Origin of the sequence: Microbacterium istanbulense (assembly GCF_037204145.1) — a bacterium.
In the GTDB taxonomy this organism is placed as follows: domain Bacteria; phylum Actinomycetota; class Actinomycetes; order Actinomycetales; family Microbacteriaceae; genus Microbacterium; species Microbacterium istanbulense.
Genome location: NZ_JBBDGN010000005.1, coordinates 1 through 22,397, shown reverse-complemented (window position 1 = coordinate 22,397; position 22,397 = coordinate 1). Strand labels below are relative to the sequence as shown.

Sequence of the window (22,397 nt, the reverse complement as noted above, 5' to 3'; positions counted from 1 at the left end):
GGCGCTGACCTCGATGGCCATCGCCTATGACGGGTTTCCGACCACCAAGGTCGACCTCAACGATGCCGGCGTGTGGCTGACGAAGACGTCGAGCCTGCTGCTGGGCCACTTCAACAACGAGTCCACCGTGATCGACGGGGGACTGCGCACCTCCAGTGAAGACTTCGATGTGCTGCAGGATGCCGGCACGATCGTGACCGTCGACTACGGCAACAGCACGGCCACGGCGGTCGACCCCGCGCGGATGGCCCTCACCGATAGTGCGGCCATCCCCTCTGACGCGACCATCGAACTCGGCAACCTCACCACCGCGGTGCTCGACGAGAAGTCGGGTGATCTCTGGGTCGTCTCGGCGAAGGGCCTGGCCGGCTTCGACATCAAGTCGGCAGAGCCGCTGGTCGAGCTCGGCGCGAACGCCGACGTCGCGGTCGGTCGAGACGGCACCGTCTACGCGCTCTCGACCAAGCGTGGTGAAGTCGTCACGATCCCGACCGACCCTGAGGGACAGCCGCTGCAACCGCAGACCTCGTCGATCGGCGAGATCAAGACCCCGGCAGCGGCGTCGATCACGGCCGTCGGCACGACCCCTGTGGTGCTCGACGCCGCGGGCGGTCAGGTGCGCACGCCGGGTGGCATCACCACCAAGGTGAGCGTTCCCGACGACGCCGTACTGCAGCAGGCATCCGCCGCGGCCGACAGCGTCGCCATCGCGACCCCCACCGACCTCATCCGCGTGCCGCTCGACGGCGCGGACCCGGTCACGATTCCCTCGGGTGCCGGCGAGGGCGTGCCGGCCGAACCGGTCTACCTGCGCGGCTGCGCCTACGCGGCGTGGGGTGTCTCGGCACAGTTCGTGCGCGACTGCACCGGTGACGCGCAGGATGTCGAGAAGCCCATCCCGGGTGCCGAGGAGTCGACCTCGCTCACGTTCCGCGTGAACCGCGACGTCATCGTGCTCAACGACATCATGGGCGGCGCTGCCTGGCTGGCGAACGAGAGCCTGCAGCGGGTCGACGACTGGAGCGTGCTCGTTCCGCCGGAGGGCGAGACCGAGAACGAAGAGGAGACCACCGAGGAGACGGTGGAGACCTCCCTGCCGGAGCGCAAGGAAGAGAACACTCCTCCCGTCGCTGAGGACGACGAGTTGGGCGTGCGCCCGGGCGGCACCACGCTGCTACCGGTGCTCGACAACGACAACGACACCGATGGCGACGTGCTGGTGGCGTCCCTGGCTGACGATCAGCCGTCCATCGGCGAGGTTCAGCCGATCCTCAACGGTGCCGCGCTGCAGATCATGGCGCCGGAGGATGCCAAGGGCACGGCGACCTTCGAGTACGCCATCGACGATGGACGCAACGGCAAGGACACGGCCTTCGTCACCGCGACGGTCTACGACTGGAGCAAGAACACCGCGCCCAAGCCCAAGCGCACCACCAAGCTGGCGGTCGAGACCGGTGGAACGGTGTCGTACAACGTGCTGCCTGACTGGCGCGACCCCGAAGGTGACGACGTCTACCTGCGTGGGGTGAGCGCCGCACCGGGTGATGAGGTGGAGTTCACGACCGACGGCCAGATCACCTACCGTGCGGTGGCCAGCCTGCAGGGGCGAAAAGAGGTCGAGGTGACGGTTTCCGACTCCCTCGGCAAGGTGACCGTCGGCAAGATCCTGCTCGACGTCAAGCCGGTCGGCTCCACCGACCCGGTGACGAATGCCGACCATGTGGTCACCCGCGTCGGTGAGACCATCTCGGTCGCGCCGCTCACGAACGACACCAGCGCAGGTGCCGAGCGCCTGCGACTGGCGCGTGTTGAGCCGACACCGGGGGCGACCCTCGTGCCCGACTACCCGAGCGACGAGTTCACGTTCAAGGCCGGCGCCTCGGGTACCTATTACGTGCAGTACCTGGCCACGTCGGGCCCGAAGCCGGCCAAGGGCATCGTGCGCGTCGACGTGCTCGACAAGCAGGAGACCGACCTGCCTCCGGTCGCCGTGCGCGACGTCGCGCTGCTGCCCAAGGGCAGCGAAGCGCTGATCGGTGTGCTCGCGAACGACTCCGATCCGTCGGGCGGCGTGCTCGTGGTGCAGTCGGTGACCGTGCCGCAGGACAGCGGCATCGCCGTCTCGGTGCTCAACCACGAGACCCTGCGGATCAACGATCAGGGCGCCTTGGATGAGCCGGTCAAGATCAGCTACCGGATCTCGAATGGATCGAAGTCCGCCGAGGGCGACGTGACCGTCATCCCGATCCCCGCTCCGACCAAGCTCATGCCGCCGGTGGCGCATGACGATGAGGTCGTCGTGCGCGCGGGTGACGTCGTGACCATCCCCGTGCTGGAGAACGACGTGCACCCCAACGGCGACAAGCTGCGTGTCGCCCCCGAACTCGTCGAGCCGGTGACCGACCCCGAAGACGGTGAGGCCTTCGTCTCGCAAGACACCGTGCGCTTCCGCGCCGGTACCGAGGCGCGCACCGTCTACCTGACCTACGAGGCTGTCGACTCGATGGGGCAGAAGGCGGGCGGCCATGTCACCGTGCAGGTGCTGCCGATCGTCAAGGACAAGAACGCGGCGCCCCGCCCGCATGATGTGACCGCACGGGCATTGGCCGGGTCGAGCATCAACATCCCGATCACACTCGACGGCCTCGACGCCGACGGTGACTCGATCGAGCTGCTCGGCATCGACAGCGCCCCCGGCAAGGGGCAGATCACCAAGACCGGCCCGAACTACCTGGAGTATCGCGCGTTCGACGACTCGACCGGCGTCGACAGCTTCACCTACCGGGTGCGCGACCGCCTGGGCGCCGAGGCGACGGCCACGATCCGTGTCGGTGTGGCGCCGCCCGAGTCGATGAACCAGGCGCCGTACGCCGTGAAGGATGCCGTGGTCGTGCGCCCCGGCCGATCGGTCGCGGTGCCCGCGCTTGCGAACGACTCCGACCCCGAGGGCGACAAGATCGGTCTCGTGCCGAACGGGCTCGAGCCCGCCGGCGAGGAAGACGTCACCGCCGAGGTGTCGGGCAGCCACGTGATCATCGACGTTCCGGATCGCGAGCTCGAGACCTCCGTGCAGTACACCATCGAGGATGAGCGCGGCGCGCAGGCGCAGGCGCCGATCCTCGTGACCGTCGACGAGGACGTGCCGTTGATGACCCCGATCGCACGTGATGACCGCGTGCAGATCGCGGACGTGAAGGACGGCCTCACCGTCGACGTCGACATCCTCACCAACGACGAGGATCCAGACGGCACCGTCCAGGGACTCAAGGTCGAGGTCGAGGACGGCGGTCGTCTGCGAGAGGACGGCACTGTTCGGGTGACCGTCTCTGAGAAGCGTCAGCTCATCCGGTACACGGTCACCGACCAGGACGAGCGCGTCGCGTCGGCCTTCATCTTCGTGCCGGCGATCAGTGAGCTGCGTCCGACCCTCAGCTCGACCAAACCGGTCGAGGTCAAGAGCGGAGAGACGAAGGAACTGCCGCTGTCGAAGTACGTCGTGGTCGCCGGTGGCGGAGACGTGCGTCTGACCGAGGCGGCGAAGGTCAGCGCGGTCAACGCCAACGGTGACTCCCTGATCAAGGACACGACGACTCTGGTGTACACGTCGAAGGACGGGTACTTCGGCGCCGACGCGCTCACGTTCGAGGTCACCGACGGTGACGGACCCGACGACCCCGAGGGGCGCAAGTCGGTGCTGACGATTCCGATCACCGTCCTGCCCCCGAAGAACCAGCAGCCGACGTTCGTGAACGGCCAGGTCAAGGTCGCGCCCGGCGAGGAGGCCACGTCGCTGGACCTGGGTGCGCTGACCACCGATCCGGATCCCGAAGACGCCGACAAGCTGCGCTTCTCCACCTCCGGCCAGCCCGGTGAGGGCATCTCGGTGCGCATCGAGGGCGACAAGCTCTTGGCCGAGGCCGCGTCGAACGCGAAGAAGGGGACGACCGTCACCGTGCCCGTGCGCATCACGGACGGCACCACGGAGCCGGTGGAGGGCACGGTGCAGATCACGGTGTCCGCGTCGACCCGCAACATGCCCGTCGCCAACCCGGACACCGTGTCTGAAGCCGATCAGGGCGAGACCATCACGGTGCCGGTGCTGGACAACGACACCAACCCGTTCAAGAGCGAGGGCAAGCCGCTCGACCTGCTGTCGGCGCTCGTGGAGAGCGGTCAGGGTGATGTCGAGGTCGCCGGCGACGTGCTCAAGATCACGCCGGATGCCACGTTCGTCGGTGTGATGGTCGTTCGCTATCGCATCGCCGACGCCACGGAAGACCCCGACCGTGAGGTCGACGGGCGTGTGACGGTGACGGTGCAGGGCGTGCCGGATGCCCCCGGCATGCCGACCGTCTCGGCGGTCGAGGACCGCACGGTGGTCCTGGCGTGGTCGTCGCCGTCGAACAACGGCGCCGAGATCACCGAGTACACCGTCACGTCGGTGGACGGCCGACCGTATTCGAAGACGTGCGAGTCGACGACATGCACCCTGGACGGACTGACCAACAACGTCTCGTACACGTTCCAGGTGACCGCGCACAACCGGGTCGGCGAGAGTGACCCCTCGCCGGTGTCGGGCCCCGCGCGACCCGACACGCGACCCGACACCCCGGCACCGCCCACGCTGAGCTTCGGCGACAAGTCGTTGAACGTGGCGTGGACCACCCCGAACTCCAACGGCTCACCGGTCGACAGCTACACCCTCGAGATCTCGCCCACCCCGCCGTCGGGTATCGGAGAGAAGTCCGGGGTGACCGGCAACTCCCTCGTCTGGGACGGGCTCGAGAACGGCACCAACTACACCGTGCGCGTCCGCGCGCACAACCAGGCGCCCGACCCGTCGGACTGGAGTCAGCCTTCGCTGCCAGAAGTGCCGGCCGGCGTGCCGGGCGCGCCGCCCGCTCCGAGGGTGAGCAGTGCGCCCTCGGTAGGCACCGAGGCGCAGATGACTGTCTCGTGGGATGCGGCCTTCCAGAATGGCGACGCGATCGCCAACTACGAACTGCGCACGTACCGCGGCGGAGCGCTCGTCGGCAGCGTTACCGTGCCCGGTTCGCAGCTGTCGCAGACGGTGTCGGTGCCGACCAATCAGACCGACTACACCTACACGGTGCGGGCGAGCAACAAGGCAGGCTGGGGTAACCCGAGCCCGGCGTCTGCGCCGCAGCGTGCCTTCGGTTCGCCCGGCGCGCCCACGAACGTGAGCGCGACGCCGCTCGACCGCGCGGTGCGGGTCACGTTCACTGCTCCCTCCGGCAACGGGGCCAGCGCCAGCGAGTTGCGCTATCAGTACCAGCTCAACAACGGCGCCTGGACCAACTGGAACGGCTCTTCCGACATCGGCGGCCTCACCAACGGCAACACCTACACCGTGCATGTGCGTGCCTACTCGGTCGTCGGCGGGCAGCAGTCCCAGCCCGGCGCCGCGGGTTCCTCGAACCAGGCCGTGCCCTTCGGCCCGGTCCGCCCGCCGAGCGGTGACGCCGTGAACCGGGGAACGTCGGTGCAGTTGTACTGGGATGCGCGTAACTCCGATAACGGACGACCGATCGTGCGGACCGAGTACAGCATCAACGGCGGCGGCTGGCAGAACGCCGGGTCGCTGAACGGCTCGATCATGCGCGGCAACGGCTATGACCAGACCTGGAGCATCCGCGTGCGTGCCACCGACTCCGAGGGCCAGCAGGCCGTGTCTCCGACCTACTCGGCCAAGACCAACTCGCCACCGCAACCGTCGGTGAGAACGGTCAAGGGCGCATCGGGCTACTGGCCGGGCGAGTGCACGCATTCGTCTTGCGCGAAGATGAAGATCGTCTACTCGAACCTGCCTGACGCGACCTACTCTCTGAGATGCAACGCCACCGGAATCAACGGTGGCACATGGGGCGGCCCGTACAGTGTCCGGCTGTCCGGCAACGGCGAGTACCAGCTGAACTGCTTCTTCGGCGATCCCGGTGAGACTGCGTGGGTGAGCATGGGCAGTCGCAACGCCGACTCGATGACCTGGTATTAGCGCGGCCGGCCCACCCGACTGACGCACCGTGAAGCACACAGAAGGAACAGAACTGACATGACGATGACCCCCGAACAGGCTGCCTGGTTCCAGGGCACCTTCCACCGCCTCGTCGAGAACGTCGACAAGGCGCTGCAGGGCAAGCCCGATGTGGTGAGCCTGGTGATCGCGGCCATGCTCGCCGAGGGCCACGTGCTGCTCGAAGACGCCCCCGGCACCGGAAAGACCAGCCTGGCCAAGGCGCTCGCCGCCACCGTGCAGGGCACCAGCTCGCGCATCCAGTTCACGCCCGACCTGCTGCCCTCCGACGTCACCGGCGTCACGATCTACGACCAGCAGTCGCACCGCTTCGAGTTCCACAAGGGCCCGATCTTCGCGTCGATCGTGCTGGCCGATGAGATCAACCGCGCCTCGCCGAAGACGCAGTCGGCGCTGCTGGAGGTCATGGAGGAGTCGCGGGTGACCGTCGACGGCGTCACGCACGAGGCCGGCCGCCCGTTCCTCGTAATCGCCACCCAGAACCCCGTGGAGCAGGCCGGAACCTACAAGCTGCCCGAGGCGCAGCTGGACCGCTTCCTCATCAAGACCTCGATCGGTTACCCCGACCTGGCCGTCACCGAGAGCATCCTCGCCGGCGCCTCGCAGCGCAACCCGTCGGCGGCCCTCTCGGCCGTCATCACCACCGGTGCCGTCGCCGACATGGCCGACCTCGGTGCCACCGTGCACGTCGAACCCGCCGTCCTGCGTTACACCGCGGAGCTCGCCGAGGCGACCCGCGCCGACTCGGCGATCAAGCTCGGCGTGTCGGTGCGTGGCGCGATCGCGATGATCCGCATCGCGAAGGTGTGGGCGGCCGCTCACGGTCGGCACTACGTGCTGCCGGATGACATCAAGGCGCTCGCCCGCCCGGTGTGGCAGCACCGTCTGCTGCTCGATGCCGAGGCCGAGTTCGCCGGCACCACCTCGGATGTCGTGATCGGTCGCGTGCTCGAGACGGTCGCCGCACCCCAGGCTCGATCGGCGGCCTGATGTCGGCAGGCACGGCCGCCGCGCCCCGCGAGGACGAACGCGAAGCCGGATGGCGCGACATCGTCGCGCTGCTCGGCGCGCGCATCCTCGCACGGGCGCGCCTGATCGCCTCGGCCATCCGACCGCTCGGGTGGGTGCTCATCGCGCTCACTGTCGTGCTGTGGGTGGTCGGCGCCTTCATGGGCTGGTACGAGCTGCGGGTCGCCGCCACGGTGCTGGCGTTCATCCTCGTGATCTGCGCGCTGTTCCTGATCGGGCGAACCGAGTACGACGTCGACCTCGACCTCGCCCGCACTCGGGTGGTGGTCGGCGAGCGCGCGATCGGTGCCCTGACGCTGTCGAACCCGAGCAGCCGCGCCATCCTGCCCTCCCGCGTGGTGCTGCCCGTCGGCGCCGGCCGTGGCGAGTTTTCCATCCAGCGCCTCGCGCCGCAGCAGCAGGCCGAAGAGCTCTTCGCGATCCCCACCCAGCGCCGTGGCGTGGTCGAGGTCGGCCCGGTCAGTGTCGTCCGCGGCGACCCCCTGGGCATCTTCGAACGTGCGCACCGCCGCGACGACCCCGTCGACCTGTACGTGCACCCGCGCACCGTGCTGTTCGGCGGGCAGTCCCTCGGCTTCCTGCGGGATCTCGAAGGCCTCCCGGCCGCAGATCTATCGCGCGACGACGTCTCATTCCACGCACTGCTGGAGTACCAGCCCGGCGACGACCTGCGCCACGTGCACTGGCGTTCGACCGCCCGCACCGGCGTGATGATGGTGCGCCAGTTCGAGGAGACCCGTCGTTCGCACTTCGTGATCGGCCTGTCACGGTCAAGCGGCGACTACCGCACCGATGACGACTTCGAACTCGGCATCTCTGTTGCCGGCTCCATCGGTCTGCGCGCCCTGCGCGACTCGCAGCGCGTCGACGTGCGGGTGCAGGGACGCGAACTCACCTCCGGCACCGGAAAGCAGCTGCTGGACTCCCTCGCGATGGTCGAGGCATCCAAGCCGCGCGAGGGCGGCATCCGTGACCTGGCCGGCGTGCTCTCGGCCACCATGCCCCTCGCGAGCGTCGTGGTGCTGGTGTGCGGATCCACCGTCTCGACCGAAGATCTGCGGGTGGCCTGCTCCCGCCTGCCGTTCGGTGCCCGGGCCCTCGCGGTCGTCGTGCAGGGCGGCCTGGACCAGCCCGCGCTGCGCAAGATCGGCGACGCCGACGTCGTCACCATCGGTGCGCTCGAACAGCTCCCCCTCGCCCTGCAGAAGGTGCTCGCATGACCGCCGTGACCACCGCCCGCCCCGTGCGCCGCTGGGCACTCGATCTCGGTGCCATGGCGGTGCTGCTGCTGGTCGCTCTGATCGGCTTCTGGCCCACCTTCGGCGGCGCCAGCTTCATGCTGACCGCGATCGGCGGCATCCTGCTGGGGCTGGCTGTCGCCCTCGTCTGCGCCTGGCGGCGCTGGGGCGTGCTCGTCATCGCCGGCATCACCATCGTGGTGTACTTCCTCTTCGGCGGTGCGCTCGCGCTGCCGCAGACGACCATCGCCAGCGTCATCCCGACGCTCGACACGTTCGCAGGTCTCGCGCTGGGCGCCGTCACCTCGTGGAAGCAGCTGCTCACCACGGTCGCCCCGGTCTCGGCCGCCGATGGCCACCTGCTCGTCGTCTACCTGGTCGCGCTGCTGGCTGCGGTCACCGCCGGCTCGCTCGCCGTACGACTGCGGCAGGCCGCCTGGGCACTGCTGCCGGTGCTCGGTGCCTTCGTGCTTGTCATCGCGATGGGCGTGCCCGACCCGGCGTTCCCGCTCGTCCAGGGCGTCGTGCTCGCGGTCGTCACCGTCATCTGGCTGTCCTTGCGCGCGTGGTGGGCGCCGCAGAACTCGGCCGTCGACGTGTCACAGGTCGACCCGACCCGCGCCGCGCACATGCGCACGCGACGACTCATCGGCGGCGTGGCGGTCGTCGCGATCGCCGCGGGCGCCGGCATCGCCGTGAGCGCGGCCACGACCCCCATCGAGCCCCGGCAGGTGTTCCGCGACAGCATCATCCCGCCCTTCAACGTGCGCGACTACGCCAGCCCGCTGCAGTCGTTCCGCGGCACCGTGCGCGACCAGAAGGAGAAGACGCTGTTCACCGTCTCGGGCCTGCCCGACGGTGCCCGCGTTCGACTGGCTGCGATGGATGACTGGGATGGCGTGGTCTACAACGTCGCCGACGGCGGTCCCGAGTCATCCAGCGCCTTCGCGCCCCTGCGCGCCGACATGGTGCCGGAGGCGGAAGGCGTGCCCGCATCCGTGCGCGTCGAGATCGCCGACTACAGCGGCGTGTGGGTGCCAGGGGTCACGGCCACCGACGACCTCACCTTCGACGGTTCCCGCGCCGAGGAACTGCGCCGCGGGGCGTATCACAACGTCGGCACCGAGACCACGATCACCACCGCTGGTCTCACCAAGGGCGACGCGTACACGCTCGACGTGATCGTGCCGCCCAAGGTGACCGACGAGCAGCTCGCCGAGGCGTCGTTCGCGAACATCACGCTGCCGCCCACCAAGAACGTGCCCGAAGACCTCGCCACCCTCGCCGCCGACATCATCTCGGACGCCGAGGCCGAGACCGACATCGAGCGGGTGCGTGCGCTGGAGACCTATTTCGCCGAGGGGGGCTTCTTCAGCCACGGCCTCGAGGGCGAGGTGCTCTCGCGAGCCGGCCACACCGCCGAGCGCATCGCCACGCTGCTGGGTGGCGACCAGATGATCGGTGACGACGAGCAGTACGCGGTCGTGATGGCGCTCGCCGCCCGCGAGATGGGCATCCCGGCCCGGGTCGTCATGGGCTATTACCCCGACGAGAAGCAGGAGGGCGAGCCGGTCTTCACCGCCACCGGTGACGACGTGCATGCCTGGGTCGAGGTCGCCTTCGAGGGGTTCGGCTGGGTGACGATCAACCCCACGCCGCCCGAGGACAAGGTTCCTCAGGATCAGAACACCAAGCCGCGAGTCGACCCGAAGCCGCAGGTGCTGCAGCCGCCGCCCCCGCCGCAGGAGCCGGTCGACCTGCCTCCGACCGTGCCGGATGACCGTGAACCCGAGGACGACACTCCGAACATCCTCGGCATCATCGCGGTCATCCTCGCGATCGTCGGTGTCTCACTGCTCGTGCTGCTCATCCTCGCCTCGCCGTTCATCGTGATCGGGGCGTGGAAGGCTGCCAAGCGGCGCTCACGACGGCTCGCCGAACGGCGCAGCGACCGCATCAGCGGCGGATGGGACGAACTCACCGATCGCGCGATCGACTACGGCGCCCGCCTCGCGCCCGGCGGCACCCGAACGGAAGAGGCGGCGGTGGTGGAAGCCGCCCTCACGGTTCCCACGGTCACGGCTCTCGCCGAACGTGCGGACGGTCAGGTGTTCGGGCCGGCCGAGCCGACCGATGAAGAGGTCGACGCCTTCTGGAACGATGTCGACGCGGCCGTCGGCGGCATGGGCAAGGACGTCGGCTTCTGGAAGCGCCTGAAGGCGCGACTGAGCATCCGATCACTCACCGGCAAGGGCCGCATTGCCGCGCGGATGCAGGATCTGAAGGATGCCGCGACCGCGCGCATCCGCCGTGAACCTGGCAACATCGACAAGAACGCGAAGCGATCCGAGAGCGAGAACACCCCATGACCATGCTTCCCGCGGGCACTGTCGCCCCGCTTCAGAGGCGGGCGATCGCGTACATCATCGATGTGCTCATCGCGAGTGCGATCGGGATCGTCGCCGGGCTGCTCTTCTTCGGGGTGTGGGCGCTCACCGGCCGCGAGTTGACGGCCCTGCTGTTCGGCGGCCCGGTGCTCGGGCTGGTCTCGCTCGCCTGGGCGCTCGTCTACACCTGGATGCAGGGTGGTGCCGGTTCGATCGGCATGCGCGCGCAGGGGTTGCGCCTGGTCTCGGCCACCACCGGTGAGCCGCTCGGCTTCGGCAAGGCCCTGCTGCGCAACATCGTCTGGGGGCTGACCGCCGCATTCGTCGTCGGCTACTTCTCGGTGCTCTTCGACTCGTCCGGGCGCTTCCAGGGCTGGCACGACAAGGCCACGGGCGCCCTGATGATCGACGCGCGCGTGCCGAAGGGCGACGCGCACCCCGAGACGAGCGCCATGGTGCTGCCGGCTCCGCCCGCACCGTCATCGGTTGCCGTTCCGGTCAGTGCGGCGCAGCCGGCACCGCCCGTGGCGCAGCCGGTCGCGCCGCCCGCGGCTCTCCCCGAGGAGACTGTTGTCGCACCGCGGACGGATGCCCCCGCGCCGGGGGATCCGCTCATCTCGTTCGTGCCCGGTGTGACGCAGCCGACGCCCCCGCGCACGCCCGCGCCCGTCGTATCGCCGCCGGCTACCGTCCCGCCGGAGCCCGTCCCGCCGGCACCCGCGCCACCGGCACCCACGCCGTCGGTGACCACTCCGCCTGCACCGGCCGCGCCCGTGGCTCCGCCTGCCCCAGCCGCGCCCGTGGCTCCTCCTGCTCCGGCCTCATCCGAGGACGACATCGAGTCGACCCGCATCAGCATCCCCGGGCACCGCCTCGTCTTCACCTGGGACGACGGTCAGCGCGTTACCGTGTCTGGCCGCACCGTGTTCGGGCGCAACCCCGAACAGGAGCCCGACGCGGTCGTCGTCGTGGTCCGCGACGAGACCCGTTCGCTCTCGAAGACGCACTTCGAGGCAGGCGCATCACCCTCGGGTGGCTGGGTGATGGATCGGCACTCGACCAACGGCACGCTCGTCGTCCGTGACGGCGCCCGCATCGCCTGCCCGCCAGGGCAGCGGATGCCGGTGCGCCTGGGCGACGCGCTCGAGATCGGCGACCGCATCGTCACCATCGGCGGGTACGCATGAGTGCCCCGGTACGCGTGAGCGCGGCATCCGCCACCCACACCGGCCAGCGCCGCACCCTGAACGAAGACGCGCACCTCGCCGCGGCACCTGTGTTCCTCGTCGCCGACGGCATGGGCGGGCACGAGGCGGGGGAGCGGGCCAGCGCCGCCGTGATCGAGCAGTTCGGGCGCCTCGTCGGCCTGCAGGCGCTGGCCCTCGAAGACGTGCGTGGCGCTCTCAGCCGTGCCAGGGCCGCGGTCGAAGATCTCGCCTCGGGTGGTGCCGCGCGCGCGGGCACGACGCTCAGCGGCGTGGTGATCGCCTCGGTCGACGGCATGGGGTACTGGCTCTCGTTGAACATCGGAGACTCGCGCACCTACCGCTTCGCCGACGGCCGGCTGGAACGCATCACGGTGGATCACTCGGTGATCCAGGAGCTCATCGACAGCGGCGAGATCACCGTGGAAGAAGCGGCAAACGACTCTCGCCGCAACATCATCACCCGGGCCATCGGTGCGGGCAGCACCGGCGACGCCGACTACTGGCTGTTCCCGGCAGAGCTCGGTGACCGCATGCTCGTCTGCTCAGACGGCCTCACCAGCGAGCTCAGCGAAGAGCGCATCCGCGCTGTCCTGGCGGAACAGAGCGACCCGCAGCGGGCCGCCGACATCCTCACCGCCGAAGCCGTCGAGGCCGGGGGCCGTGACAATGTCACTGTGGTGATCGTGGATGCCGTCTCGGTCGCGTCTCGGCCGGGAACGATCGTGCACTCGGACGAGGTCGATGACGACACGCGTCCGCGTGAGGCACTGAATGGAGGGGTCCGATGAAGCAGATCGTCTATCGCCCGGGGTCGTGGTTGGTCATCGCGGAGGATGCCGGCGTGATCGCCGTGCCCGCCGACACCGCGCCCACCCGCGTGACCCGCCTCTCCGACATGCTCCAGCAGGGTGCACCCGCACTGACCGAGGTCATCGACGCGCTCGCCGACGGCTCGATCACCACGCTCGGCTCCTTCGCCATGGCGCTTGACGGGCCGGATGGCACGCGTTTCGCGGTGCGCGGTCCGGTGCACGTGAAGATCGCCGGTGTCGCCGACGGCGGCCATGTCTCGGGTGCTGATGTCACCACCTGGAGCGAGCGTTTCGTGGCCGAGTCACGCGGTTTCGAACTGCTGCTCGATGACAGCCGTGCGCAGGCCGAGTACCCGCTCCGGTCGGGCGTCGTCCTCGCCGGTGCGGTGCGTGTCGGCGACACCTCGGAGGAGGAAGTGCCCCTGGCCGTCGCCGCAGACGAGACGGCAAGCGAGGCACCCGCCGATGACGCCCCCGCATTCGCCGCGCCCGCGTCTGAGGCGCCCGAGATCGCCGAGCCGGAGCCCGACGCCGCGCCCGAGATCGCCGAGCCGGAGCCCGACGCTGAGATCGAGATCGACCCGCCGGCCGCGCCCGAGCAGGTCGCCACTGAACTGATCGAGCAGGTGGACGCGGAAGCGAACGTCGTCGCGGAGCCCCCTGCCCCGCAGCACACGCTGATGCCCAGCGAGTTCACCTACGCCCCGGAACCGGAGGCGGACGTCACCGACCACGACGAGGAGGCCGCCCCGTCGATCGACGACCTCTTCCCCGACGCGACCGTGCAGGTCTCGCCGGCATCCGCTCCTCCGGCACCGGCCGCCCCGCCCACTCCGGCCGCCTTCGGTGACCACGACGGCGCCACCATCTCGCTGGCCGAGGCCCGCCGTCTGCGCGACGAGTCATCCGCCCCGGATGCCCCGACCGCCGTCTTCGATGTCGTGGAGCAGCCGGCGGCATCCGCCGGTCGAGTGCGGGTGTCGAGCGGTCAGGTCATCGAGCTCGATCGCACCATCATCATCGGACGTCGTCCCCGCGCGACGCGAGCCAGCGGAACGACGCTGCCGCACCTGGTCGCCGTGGAGAGCCCGCAGCAAGACATCTCGCGCAGCCACCTCGAGATCCGCCCCGAGGGCGACTCGGTCGTGGTGATCGATCTGCACACCACCAACGGATCCACCCTGCTGCGCCCCGGGGCCGACCCGGTGCGTCTGCACCCGGGTGAGCACACGCTCGTGCTCACCGGCGACGTCGTCGACCTCGGCGATGGCATCACCGTCGCCTTCGAGGGGCTCGCGTGACCCGCACTCCCTCGCCGCCGCCCGAGCTGCCCGGGTTCGTCTACGTGCAGCCGCTCGGGACGGGCGGCTTCGCGGATGTGTTCCTCTACGAGCAGCAGATGCCGCGCCGCCGGGTGGCGGTCAAGGTGCTGATCGCCGAGCGGATCACCTCGGGCGCCGCCCAGGAGTTCACTGACGAGGCGAACGTGATGGCGATGCTGTCGACGCATCCCGCGATCGTGACGATCTACCAGGCGGGAGTCGCCGGCGACGGCCGCCCCTATCTGGTGATGGAGTACTGCCCGCGCCCGAACCTGCAGGTGCGTGCACGCAAGGAGCCGTTCTCGGTCGCCGAAGCGCTGCGCGTCGGCATCCAGGTCGCCGGCGCCGTCGAGACCGCGCACCGCGCCGGCGTGCTGCACCGTGACATCAAACCGGCGAACATCCTCGTCACCGAGTACAACCGGCCCGCCCTCACCGACTTCGGTATCGCCTCGACCGGCGGGGCCGTGACCGAGGCGGCCGGCATGTCGATTCCGTGGTCGCCGCCCGAGTCGTTCGGCGACCCGCCCCGCAGTGGTCCGCGCACCGACGTCTACGCCCTCGGCGCCACGGTCTACACCCTGCTTGCCGGTCGGTCGCCGTTCGAACGTGCGGGTGAACGCAACACCAGCGCCGATCTCATCGAGCGCATCGAGCGGATGGCTCTGCCCTCGCTGAACCGACCCGATTCGCCGGCCAGCCTGCAGGCCGTGCTCGATCGGGCGATGGCGAAGAACGCCGACGACCGCTACCCCAGCGCGGTGGCCTTCGCGCGGGCGCTGCAGAAGGTGCAGATCGAACTGTCGCACTCGGTGACCCCGATCGACATCGTCGACGAGCATCCGATGACCGACGAGGTCGACGACGACGGCGACGGCCTCACTCGGGTGCGCGAGGTCGTCTCGATCGACCCGAACTCACAGACCGCGACGCGCCCGTCGGCCATCACCGAGCCGAAGCGGCCTGGCGCCGTCGCGGCGGACATGCCGCGCTTCGACGTTCCCGTCGTGCCTGTGGCCGCGGTCGTCGAAGACACGCAGCTGCGCCCGCCGACACCGGCGGCATCCGCGGCGGCCGACGACCAGACGCTGCTGCGCGCGCCGCGCGTGCTCGCGCCCGAGGCACCGACATCCGCGCCCGCCGACGCGGTCGTCGCGCCGCCGCAGCCCACCGAGGCGCCGGCGAAGAAGCGCGGCGGGATGCCCTGGTGGGGCTGGGTCGGCGGCAGCGTCGCCCTGCTGCTCATCGTGCTGTACTTCGTGTTCAGTGACGCGATCGCCGGCTTCGTGCTGCCGGAACCGACGACAGCGCCATCCGAGACATCCGCCCCCGTCGACCCGCTCGCCGACCTCGTGCCAGCCGTGACGGAGTTGAGCGGCACCCGCGCGGGAGATCAGGTCAGCTTCACGTGGATGAACGCCGACCCCGAAGACGGTGACTCGTTCATCTGGCAGGAGATCACCCTCGACGGCCCGCAGGCGGCGCAGAACATCGCCGAGACGAGTGTGACCCTGCCGGGGGCGCATCCGGATCGCACCTGCATCGAAGTGACGTTGAAGCGCGCCGACGGGCGTGCATCCGACCCGGTGAGGGAGTGCGTGGAATGAGCGCGGTGACCGTCGAGTTCGCGGGGGAGTACTTCCCGGTCAGCGATGAAGAACCGTTCCTCGTGGGACGGGAGGGCGACCTCGAACTCGACGACAACCTGTTCCTGCACCGGCACTTCCTCGAGATCGCGCACGGCGAGGGCCTGTGGTGGCTGGCCAACATCGGCACGCGCCTCACCGCGACGGTGACCGACTCGGCCGGAGGCGTGCAGGCGTGGCTGTCCCCCGGGGCCAGGTTGCCGCTCGTGTTCGAGCGCACCACCGTCGTCTTCACCGCGGGGCCGACGACCTACGAGCTCACCGTGCACGCCGCCGAACCCACCTTCCGGCACACACGGCATGAGGCGGATGCCGACGGCGCCTCGACGATCGGTGACGTTCCTCTCACCGAGAGCCAGAAGCTGCTCATCCTCGCCCTCGCCGAGCCGCAGCTGCGGCGTGACGGCACGGGACGCAGCGAGATCCCCACCTCGGCGAAAGCCGCGGAGCGCCTGGGGTGGACCGTGACGCGGTTCAACCGCAAGCTCGACAACGTGTGCGACAAGCTCGACCGCATCGGGGTGCCCGGCATGCGTGGCGGTCAGCGCAGCTTCGCCACCAACCGCCGCGCGCGTCTGGTCGAGCACGCGGTCGCTTCGCGGCTCGTGACCCGCGCCGACCTGGGCCTGCTCGATGCGCCGCAGGCCGACGTCGAAGGAGAGCAGGATTGATCTGGGAGATCGACGACGGCCCCCGCGCCGTGGAAGGACTCGATGAGCACGGTCGCCCGGATCCCGCATACGCGGCGGCGCTGGGGCTGATCCGCGCCCCTTACGGCCGTCGGGTGATGGCGACGATCGTCGAGCTGATGATCTTCGCCGTGCTCGCGCTGCCTGGCACGATCGTCGGCACGCTGACAGCCCTGCGCATCACCGGTGGGGAAGACCCGATGCGGATGCTGCAGGCGGGCGAACTGCTCTGGCCGATCGCGGCCGTCGTGATCTCACAGGCCCTGGTGATGATCTTCACGATCGTGCAGCTGGTATTGCTCGGGCGCAAGGGCGTCACCGTCGGCAAGGCCATGTTCGGGCTGCGGTCGATCAACGTGCGCACCCTCGAGCAGCCGCGCTTCTGGCGCGGAGCCGTCGTGCGCTACCTGCTCATGTATGCCTCCTTCCTCGTACCGATCATCGGCCCGGTGCTGGTCATCGCCCTCTCGCCCCTGTTCGACCCGGAACGCCGCGGGCGCGGCTGGCCGGACATGGCAGCGGCGATGTGGCTCGTCGATGTGCGCCGGGGGCTGAACCCCTACGACACCAAGAGAATGCGCATCGCGCGCAAGACACTCACGACACCGGAGCACGAAGAGAAGGCGCCCCTGCCTTCGCTGGCCACCCCCGTCGACCGCGATGCTCCTGCGGAATATGTTCCGTCGGGTCGTCTGTCCGGCGGGGTGATCGGTGCACACCGGATGAGCGTCGGCACGGGAGCATCCGAGGCTCCTGCGCCGGCACCGGCAGCGCCGTCTCCCGTCTCGCCCCTCGCGGCGACCCCGGCAGTACCCGCCTTTGCTCCCTCGGTCCCCGTGGCGCCGACCGAGATGGTCGACGCGGTGCCGCCGCCGTTGTCTCCGGGGCAGCTGCTCGACAGTTTCGCCGTGCAACCGGCGCCGCACACACCGCCCGCCTCCCCGCCGAACGTCGAAGCGCCGTCCGCGCCGACCGCTTCTCCCGCGCCCGCATCTCCGACCGCCGAGCAGATTCCCCCGCCGTCGGCATCCGCGGTGGAAGACCGCCCCGGTATCGCGGTACGAGCCGTGGTCGTCCTCGACGACGGTGAGCGTATCGACGTGCGCGGTGCGACGCTGTTCGGCCGGGCGCCGGCGCCCGTTGCCGGCGAGGGCGCCGTGCAGCTCATTCAGGTGGCGGATGACACCCGATCGGTGTCGAAGACGCATTTCGCGATTCTGCCCGCCCGCCGGGGTGTGATCGTCGTCGACCGTGGGTCGACCAATGGCAGCAGCCTGGTGCGCGGTGGTGTGGAGACGCCGCTCGCGGCCGGGGATCCGGCCGCGCTGCAGGCCGGCGACATCGTGCGCTTCGGCGATCGCACGTTGAGCGTGGAACGCGCATGACGACCGCCGACGATCAGGAGAACCGATGAGAGTCAAGCTCACTCTGCGCCGCCCGGGCGCACCGCTGACGGACATCGTCGTGATGGCAGACTCGACCGCGACCGTCGCCGATGTGGCGCGCCAGATCGCCACGACCGACCCGCTGCGCAGCACCGCCGCGCGGCAGGGCGACACGCTGAGCCTGTCGGTGGCCGCGCCCACGAGTGAGGGGCTCGAGACGCTGAACCCCGATCTTCTGATCGGTGACGCACCGATCGGCTCGGGGTTCCTCGCAGAGATCACCAACCTCGGCCCGAACCGGGCATCCGCCGCTCCCAGCGGTGCCAAGCCCGCCGCGTTGCTCACGGTCACCTCGGGCCCGGCCGCAGGCAAAGAATTCCCCCTGCCGGTGGGGCACTTCTTCATCGGGCGTGACGCCGCCAGCGACGTCGCCCTGCCCGACCCGCTGGTCTCCAAGCGGCACGCGCGCATCGAGGTGGCCGCGACCTTCGTCGAGATCGTCGACCTGAACTCCGCGAACGGTCTGCTCGTCGACGGCGGTCTGGTGCAGCGCCTGCGCGTCATCCCCGGGCAGACGTTCACCATCGGGGACAGCGACCTGGTCGTGCGCATGGTGAGCGACTTCGACGGATCGGCCGCCGCCGACCCCGTGCTCGAGCGTGGCGGAGCGTTGCTGTTCAACCGCAGCCCTCGCGTCGAGCCCCGCTTCAGCGGCGAGGACCTCGACGAACCCCGGTACCCGCGCGATCAGGTGCAGCGGCTCTTCCCCTGGCCCATGCTCGTCGCGCCCATCCTGCTCGCCGTGAGCATGTGGGCCATCACCGGACGCGCGCTCTCCCTGCTCATGGCCGCGGCGTCGCCGATGATGATGTTCGGCAACTTCATCTCGCAGAAGACCAACCTCGGGCAGCGCCTGCGCAAAGAGGTCGACTCGTTCGAGGAGCAGTTCGAGCGCCTCGAAGAGAGGCTCTACCACGCGCACCCGCGGGAGCGTGAGGTGCGCCACAACGAGGTGCCGGCTGTCGCCGTGGTCTTCGACGAGGCCATGCGGCTGGGACCGCTGCTGTGGACGCGACGGCCCGAGCACTGGAACTTCCTGTCGCTGCGCCTGGGCGTCAGCACCGATGAGGCCCGCACGCGCATCAAGCGCACCGACACACCCGAGGCCCTCGTCGAGTATGTCGAACGGGTCGACCGGCTCGAAGAGCGCTACAAGATGATCGACGACGTGCCGATCCTGGAGTCGCTGCAGAGCGTCGGCTCGATCGGCGTCGCCGGTCCCACCTCCCTCGCCAGCGACGCGCTGCGGGGCCTTGCCGTGCAGCTGTTCGGCATGCACTCCCCCAACGAGCTCGTCGCCGTCGCCCTCACCGAGCCCGGCTGGGCCAACGAACTCGACTGGCTGAAGTGGCTGCCGCACACCTCGAGCGAACGTAACCCGTTCAAGGATGTTCCGCTCGCAGATTCGGCATCCACCGGCACGGCCCTGCTCAGCGGCCTCGAAGAGCTCGTCATGCGGCGCGCGAAGGCCGCCACCTCGCCCCGCCCGCCGTACGGCGACGACTGGGATCCGATGCTGTACGGCACCGACGTCAAGCGCGCCTCGGAAGAGGCCAGCTTCCCTGGTCAGACGGCCGTGCTGGTGATCGTCACCAACGACGCCCCCGTCGACCGTGCCCGGCTCACGCAGATTCTCGAGCGGGGAGCGGATGTCGGCGTGTACGCGCTGTTCGTGGCGCCGGTCGTCGCGGCACTTCCCGCCGCCTGCCGCAGCTTCATCGACGTGAGCGAGGGGCTCGAGAACGCCACGGTCGGCACGGTGCGCAGCGGCGTCGGCTACCCCGGCGTGCGCGTCGAGGGCGTCTCGCACGCGTACATGACGATGTTCGCCAAGCGTCTCGCGCCGGTCGTCGACTCGAGCACCGTGATCGAGGACTCCTCCGACATCCCGAACTCGGTGATGTTCCTCTCGCTGGTCGGCTCGGACATGGCGAGCGATCCGGCAGCAGTGGTCGACCGATGGCGGCAGAACAACACGATCCTCGACCGTTCCGGCGCGCCACAGGCACGGCTGAAGAAGGCCGGCAACCTGCGTGCGATCATCGGCCAGTCGCAGACGGATGCCATGACCCTTGACCTGCGCACGCAGGGCCCGCACGCCCTCGTGGGTGGCACCACCGGTGCCGGCAAGAGCGAGTTCCTGCAGGCGTGGGTGCTCGGCATGGCGGCCGCGCACAGCCCCGACCGGGTGACGTTCCTCTTCGTCGACTACAAGGGCGGCTCGGCGTTCGCCGACTGCGTCGACCTGCCGCACACCGTAGGGCTCGTCACCGACCTCAGCCCGCACCTCGTGCGCCGTGCCCTGACCAGCCTGCGTGCCGAGCTGCACCACCGCGAGCACCTCTTCAACCGCAAGAAGGCGAAGGACCTCCTCGAGCTCGAGAAGCGGCGCGACCCCGACACCCCGCCCGCGCTCGTGCTGGTGATCGACGAGTTCGCCGCGCTCGCCGGGGAGGTGCCGGAGTTCGTCGACGGGGTGGTCGACATCGCCCAGCGCGGTCGCTCCCTCGGCATCCACCTCATCATGGCGACCCAGCGCCCGGCCGGCGTCATCAAGGACAACCTGCGCGCCAACACCAACCTGCGCGTCGCCCTGCGCATGGCCGACGAGTCCGACTCGAAAGACGTCGTGGATGACCCGGTGGCGGCATCCTTCCCGCCGTCACTGCCCGGGCGCGGCATCGCCAAGACGGGCCCGGGGCGCCTCGTGCCCTTCCAGTCGGCGTACGCCGGTGGCTGGTCGACCGATGAGGTGCAGGCGGCGGAAGTGAAAGTCGCAGAACTGCGGTTCGGGTCGACGCAGCTGTGGGAGGCCGACCAGGAGCCGGAGTCGGATTCGCACGATGAAGACCTCGGACCCAACGACCAGAAGCGCCTGGTCGCCACCTTCGTGAAGGCCGCGCAGAGCGCCGGCATCCCCGCTCCCCGCCGGCCCTGGCTCGACGACTTGGAGCGTGCCGTCGACCTGCGTGATCTGCCGCTGCTCGGCGACGGGCAGATCCTGCTCGGCAAGATGGACGTGCCGGCCCGGCAGCTGCAGGAGGCCACGTACTTCCACCCCGACAAGGACGGTTCGCTGCTCGTGTACGGCACGAGCGGTTCGGGCAAATCGACCGTGCTGCGCACCATGGCCATCGCGGCCGGCTACGACCCGGCCTCCCGCGTCGAGGTCTACGGGCTCGACTTCGGATCGGGCTCGCTGCGCAGTCTCGAGAACCTGCCGCACGTCGGCTCGATCATCGCCGGCGACGACGCCGAGCGCGTGCAGCGCGTGCTGCGCTCGCTCGCACGCGTGCTCGATGACCGCGGCAAGCGGTTCAGCGCCGCGAACGCCGCCAGCCTCACCGAGTACCGAGAGCTCACCGGCCGTGACGAGTCACGCATCCTGCTGCTCATCGACGGCTTCCCCCAGTTCCGCTCGGAATGGGAATCGACGACGGCGCGGATGCCGTTCTACCAGACCTTCATGCGGATCCTGGGCGAGGGGCGCCCCTTGGGCGTGCACGTCGTCGCCACGGCCGACCGTTCCGGATCGGTCCCCACGGCAGTGAGCGCCAACGTCTCGCGCCGCGTGGTGCTGCGCCTGGCCGACGAATCCAGCTATGCGATGCTCAACGCCCCCAAGGACGTGCTCGACGAGCGTTCTGCGCCCGGTCGCGCCATCGTCGACGGCCTCGAGACGCAGATCGCCACCCTCGGCGGCACCCCCAACGTCGCCGAGCAGACCAAACTGCTCGAGGCGCTGGCCGCCGACCTGCGCGCCGCCGGCGCCAGGGAGGTCGCCGAGATCGGTGCCCTGCCCACCCGCCTGTCGCCGCGCGACCTGCCGGACCGCGTGGGGGAGTTCCCGGTGCTCGGCGTGGCCGAAGACACCCTGGCGGCACGCGAGTTCGATCCGGTGGGCACCTTCGTCGTGGCCGGTCCGCCGCTGGCGGGCAAGACCACGGCGCTGAAGGCGATGATCACCTCGATGCGACGCTTCGACCCGGAGGTGAAGCTGTTCCACTTCGGGGGGCGTCGCGCGCAGCTCAAGGACTACGCCGACTGGACGCGCAGCGCCGTCACGCCCGACGACGCGAAGGAGCTCGCGAAGGAGCTCGCCGAGCTGATCGCAGACGAGACGCTGCCGATGCGGCTGATGGTCGTCGTGGAGGATGTGCCCCAGTTCGCGGACGGCCCCGCCGAGCGTGAGATGAAGGCGCTGTTCCAGGCGATCAACCGCAGTGATCACTTCCTCGTGGGCGACGCTGATGTGACGCAGGTCACCAGCGGCTTCGGTTTCATCGGCGACTTCAAGGCAGGGCGCAAGGGCATCATCCTCAAGCCCGACGCCTTCGACGGCGACGCGGTGTTCAAGGTGCCGTTCCCGAAGGTCAAGCGCACCGACTTCCCCGAGGGGCGCGGCATCTTCGTGCAGTCGGGCCGTCAGGTCACCGTGCAGATGCCGCTGGTCGAGGGCGAGCGCCTCGGCGGCTGATGGGTACTCCTCCCCATCGACGTGTGGTTGGGGGGCTTGTTAGGTTTTGGGTATCGGGCCGGTGGGGTCCGGCTCAATGATTATCGGAGGTG

11 protein-coding genes are annotated in these 22,397 nt (G+C 69.6%); all 11 read left to right on the top strand.

The window, feature by feature from the left end; genetic code table 11:
• Nucleotides 1-13 precede the first annotated feature (13 nt).
• The 11 genes from WDU93_RS06685 to WDU93_RS06635 are packed head-to-tail and all read left to right on the top strand — an operon-like array spanning nt 14 to nt 22,305.
• Nucleotides 14-6,013: an Ig-like domain-containing protein gene (locus WDU93_RS06685; protein ID WP_337318848.1), complete on the top strand. Its 6,000-nt coding sequence runs from the start codon at nt 14-16 to the stop codon at nt 6,011-6,013.
• Between the two features lie 57 nt (nt 6,014-6,070).
• Complete coding sequence (locus WDU93_RS06680) at nt 6,071-7,042, top strand: AAA family ATPase (RefSeq protein WP_337318847.1); 972 nt, start codon at nt 6,071-6,073, stop codon at nt 7,040-7,042.
• Entirely contained in the window at nt 7,042-8,301 is a 1,260-nt protein-coding gene (locus WDU93_RS06675) for a DUF58 domain-containing protein (RefSeq protein WP_337318845.1), read from the top strand. The genes WDU93_RS06680 and WDU93_RS06675 overlap by 1 nt, the downstream gene beginning before the upstream one ends.
• Entirely contained in the window at nt 8,298-10,688 is a 2,391-nt protein-coding gene (locus WDU93_RS06670; protein WP_337318843.1) for a transglutaminase-like domain-containing protein, read from the top strand. Before WDU93_RS06675 ends, WDU93_RS06670 begins: the two co-directional genes overlap by 4 nt.
• On the top strand, nt 10,685-11,893 hold the full coding sequence (locus WDU93_RS06665) for an RDD family protein (RefSeq protein WP_337318841.1): 1,209 nt from the start codon (nt 10,685-10,687) through the stop codon (nt 11,891-11,893). The genes WDU93_RS06670 and WDU93_RS06665 overlap by 4 nt, the downstream gene beginning before the upstream one ends.
• Entirely contained in the window at nt 11,890-12,702 is an 813-nt protein-coding gene (locus tag WDU93_RS06660) for a PP2C family protein-serine/threonine phosphatase (protein WP_337318839.1), read from the top strand. The genes WDU93_RS06665 and WDU93_RS06660 overlap by 4 nt, the downstream gene beginning before the upstream one ends.
• On the top strand, nt 12,699-14,027 hold the full coding sequence (locus tag WDU93_RS06655) for an FHA domain-containing protein (protein ID WP_337318837.1): 1,329 nt from the start codon (nt 12,699-12,701) through the stop codon (nt 14,025-14,027). The genes WDU93_RS06660 and WDU93_RS06655 overlap by 4 nt, the downstream gene beginning before the upstream one ends.
• Nucleotides 14,024-15,655, top strand: a complete 1,632-nt coding sequence (locus tag WDU93_RS06650; protein WP_337318835.1) for a serine/threonine-protein kinase — start codon at nt 14,024-14,026, stop codon at nt 15,653-15,655. The genes WDU93_RS06655 and WDU93_RS06650 overlap by 4 nt, the downstream gene beginning before the upstream one ends.
• Nucleotides 15,652-16,365: a hypothetical protein gene (locus WDU93_RS06645; protein WP_337318833.1), complete on the top strand. Its 714-nt coding sequence runs from the start codon at nt 15,652-15,654 to the stop codon at nt 16,363-16,365. The genes WDU93_RS06650 and WDU93_RS06645 overlap by 4 nt, the downstream gene beginning before the upstream one ends.
• A complete protein-coding gene (locus WDU93_RS06640) occupies nt 16,362-17,768 on the top strand; it encodes an RDD family protein (protein ID WP_337318832.1) in 1,407 nt (468 codons plus the stop codon). The genes WDU93_RS06645 and WDU93_RS06640 overlap by 4 nt, the downstream gene beginning before the upstream one ends.
• Before the next feature lie 25 nt (nt 17,769-17,793).
• Nucleotides 17,794-22,305: an FtsK/SpoIIIE domain-containing protein gene (locus WDU93_RS06635; protein WP_337318831.1), complete on the top strand. Its 4,512-nt coding sequence runs from the start codon at nt 17,794-17,796 to the stop codon at nt 22,303-22,305.
• The last annotated feature ends 92 nt before the right edge of the window (nt 22,306-22,397 follow it).

What these genes read in the sequence shown, in the direction of transcription:
- WDU93_RS06685 (WP_337318848.1), top strand. Translation starts at nt 14, where the DNA reads ATGGCCATCGCCTATGACGGGTTTCCGACCACCAAGGTCGACCTCAAC.
- WDU93_RS06680 (WP_337318847.1), top strand. Translation starts at nt 6,071, where the DNA reads ATGACGATGACCCCCGAACAGGCTGCCTGGTTCCAGGGCACCTTCCAC.
- WDU93_RS06675 (WP_337318845.1), top strand. Translation starts at nt 7,042, where the DNA reads ATGTCGGCAGGCACGGCCGCCGCGCCCCGCGAGGACGAACGCGAAGCC.
- WDU93_RS06670 (WP_337318843.1), top strand. Translation starts at nt 8,298, where the DNA reads ATGACCGCCGTGACCACCGCCCGCCCCGTGCGCCGCTGGGCACTCGAT.
- WDU93_RS06665 (WP_337318841.1), top strand. Translation starts at nt 10,685, where the DNA reads ATGACCATGCTTCCCGCGGGCACTGTCGCCCCGCTTCAGAGGCGGGCG.
- WDU93_RS06660 (WP_337318839.1), top strand. Translation starts at nt 11,890, where the DNA reads ATGAGTGCCCCGGTACGCGTGAGCGCGGCATCCGCCACCCACACCGGC.
- WDU93_RS06655 (WP_337318837.1), top strand. Translation starts at nt 12,699, where the DNA reads ATGAAGCAGATCGTCTATCGCCCGGGGTCGTGGTTGGTCATCGCGGAG.
- WDU93_RS06645 (WP_337318833.1), top strand. Translation starts at nt 15,652, where the DNA reads ATGAGCGCGGTGACCGTCGAGTTCGCGGGGGAGTACTTCCCGGTCAGC.
- WDU93_RS06635 (WP_337318831.1), top strand. Translation starts at nt 17,794, where the DNA reads ATGAGAGTCAAGCTCACTCTGCGCCGCCCGGGCGCACCGCTGACGGAC.